The sequence below is a fragment of the Streptomyces durbertensis genome, from assembly GCF_014156695.1.
Lineage (GTDB): Bacteria > Actinomycetota > Actinomycetes > Streptomycetales > Streptomycetaceae > Streptomyces > Streptomyces durbertensis.
Map to the genome: position 1 here is coordinate 1 of NZ_WMLF01000590.1, position 2672 is coordinate 2672.

The following is a 2672-nucleotide window of genomic DNA, read 5'->3' on the forward strand; positions in this document are numbered from 1 at the left end:
GCCGGGCTCTGTGCCGTCCCTCCGGGAGGAGTTCGGCTCAGATCGAGCCGAGGTCCGAGGAGTTCCACCGCTTCGGCCGCATCCGGACGGTCACCAGTTCGCCGAACTGGGGGCCGCGGGTCTTGAGGTACTCGGCGGCGCCCTCTTCGCCGAGGTAGCGCTCGGCCATGGCGGTGTCCTCGGCCTCGGTGGCGGGGCGGATCTCACTCACCGGGCCCTCGACGGAGACGTAGCGGACGCTCGGCTCCAGCCGCTCGGCCATCAGGGAGAAGCGGCCCGCCTCGCTGATGAGCCTGGCCTTGCGGGAGTCGGCCTCGGTGACGATCCACAGCTCCCCGCCGGGCTCGTAGTCGTACCAGACGGGGATCACCAGGGGGCCTCTGTCCGCTCCGGCCTCCACGGCGAGGGCTCCGATGTGCGGCTCGGTGAGAAACTGCTCGCGCTCTTCACGGGACAGCGGCGGCATGGCTACGCTCCTGAACTCGACGTACTGGTCCATGTGTTACAGCGCAGGTGCGGCCGCCGGCATTCCCGTTCGGGTCAGTTGACCGGTTCCAGGCCGCAGTTGGCGACCTCGTCCAGTCGCGCGGGGTCGGTCATGCGGACGGTGATGTTGCGGGACTGTCCGGCTTCCAGGGAGACGCGCTCACTGCCGGTGGAGACGACGATCCCGGAGTCGTCCATGAAGCGGACGGTGACGGTCCAGCTGCCGGACCGGGAGCTGGGCGCGCTGACCTGGACGTCGGCCGTGGGGTCGGCGACGCCGGCGCAGCGCACGATGTTCGCGGTCGGCTTGGGCTTGTCGGCGCTGCCGCCCGTGGTGCCGCCTGAGGACGAGCCGCCGCTGGTGCCGCTGCTGGAGTCCCGGCCGCAGCCTCCCCCGTCGCCGCCGTCGGTTCCGCCCCGCTTGGCCGGGGTGAAACCGCTCAGCGCCAGGATGACCACACCGACGACGGCGGCCAGCTTGAGCTGACTCCTCATTGCTCTTTCCTCCACGGCTTGACACGTGCACAGCAAGTGCTTGCCGAGTCGGAGACGTCACCGGCGTACGACCGGTTCCCGTCTTCGTGGCTGGTTTCCGCTGCTCACGGCGTAGTTGCCGGAACGTCGTCCGCCGCCGCGCGGAACGGTGTCCGGGCGGCGGCAGGCGGCAGGCGGGCAGGGCCGGGAGGCGGGCCCGCCGGCGTCAGCCGTGCTGACCGGTGCCCTTCGCGGCGTCCAGCGCGTAGACGCAGCGGTCCTTGCTGGAGGCGTAGAGCACACCGCCGACGACCAGTGGCGTACCGGTGATCTCGCCGCCGGTCTCCAACTTCCAGCGCAGCGTGCCGGCGACGGCGTCCAGGGTGTAGAGGCAGTTGTCCGCCGAGCCGAAGTGCACCCGTCCGTCGACCGACACCGGGCGGCCGACGATCTCCGCGCCGGCGCCGAAGCGGTAGCGGGCGGAGCCGGGCACGGCGTCGATGGTGTAGAGCGCGTTGCCGCTGGTGACGTGCACCATGCCGTCGGCGACCACCACCGGTTCGATGGAGCTGCGGGCCTCGGTGGGCACCCGCCAGCGGTCGTAGCCGTTGGTGGCGTCGAGCGCGTAGACCGTACCGAGGTAGTCGGCGACGTACACGCCGCCGCCGGCGATGGCGGGCCCCGGCGCGAACGCGGGCGGGCTGAGGAAGGCGGCCGGCGAGTCGAAACGCCACCGCTCGGCGCCCGAGTTGCCGTCGAGACCGAGCACGCGGGAGCCGGCGCAGACGTAGACGGCGCCGTCCTCCGCGGGGCGCACCCGCACGGGGGTGCCGCCGACGGCGGCGCTGTCGCCGACGGGGTGGCGCCAGCGCTCGACGCCGGTGCGGGCGTCCAGCGCGTACAGCTGGCCGTCGGCCCAGACGTAGGCGGTGCCGTCGTGCAGCAGCGGGCCGGCGTCGGGCGTCTCGAAGTCGGTCTGGGCGCCCGCGATGGTCCACAGCAGGTCGCCGGTGGCCGACTCCCACGCCTGGACGCCGCCGCCCCGGGTGCCGGTGAGGACCGTGCCGCGCTCGGCCTGGAGGGAGTAGACCCAGCCGTCGACGGCGAGCTTCCACCGCTCGGCGCCGTCCTTGGCGCCGAGCGCGAACAGGCTGGGCCCGTCCGAGGCGTGCACGCGGCCGCTGGAGACGGCCATCGACCACGCCACCTCGCTGGTCTTGAAGCGGCGTTTGCCGCTGGCCACGTCCAGGGCGTGCACCTCGAAGGAGGTGACGTAGAGCAGGTCGTCCACGACAACCGGGGTGCCCCACAGGTCGTTTGTCATCCGGAAGCGCCAGGGGCGCCAGCGCTCGGGGCGGCCCGGCACGTGCGGCGGCGGTTCGCTGACGGCGGGGCCGCCGGGCGTCCGGCCGCCGCTCGGCGCCGTGACGTGCGCCGAGCCCCCGGGTCCGCCGTTCACGCCGCGGGCCGCCGGACCGCCGGGGGGTCCCGCGGGCGCCGGCGGTACGGCGGGCAGCAGGGCCCGCCCGGCGGACGGCTCGGGCGCCCGCAGCCAGCCCGCGGGACGCACGGCGACCTGCCGCCCGTCGGACCGTCTCGGCCCGGGCCCGATGGGCAGTTGGGCGCCGGCCAGCCGCACCCGGTCGTCGCCCGGCGGGGCGCCGAGCGGGGACGGCCCGCCGGAGACGGCGGGACCGCCGGAGGGGAAGGGC

Annotated in this window: 3 protein-coding genes; all 3 read right to left on the reverse strand. The window is 74.4% G+C overall.

The features are described 5' to 3' along the window. Positions 1 to 37: 37 nt before the first annotated feature. A complete protein-coding gene (locus GL263_RS24775) occupies positions 38 to 466 on the reverse strand; it encodes a pyridoxamine 5'-phosphate oxidase family protein (RefSeq protein WP_182857972.1) in 429 nt (142 codons plus the stop codon). Between the two features lie 74 nt (positions 467 to 540). Further along, positions 541 to 981, reverse strand: a complete 441-nt coding sequence (locus GL263_RS24780; RefSeq protein WP_182857973.1) for a hypothetical protein — start codon at positions 979 to 981, stop codon at positions 541 to 543. 205 nt (positions 982 to 1186) lie between these two features. After that, a partial coding sequence (locus GL263_RS24785) for an outer membrane protein assembly factor BamB (protein WP_182857974.1) occupies positions 1187 to 2672 on the reverse strand: 1486 nt, incomplete at its 5' end.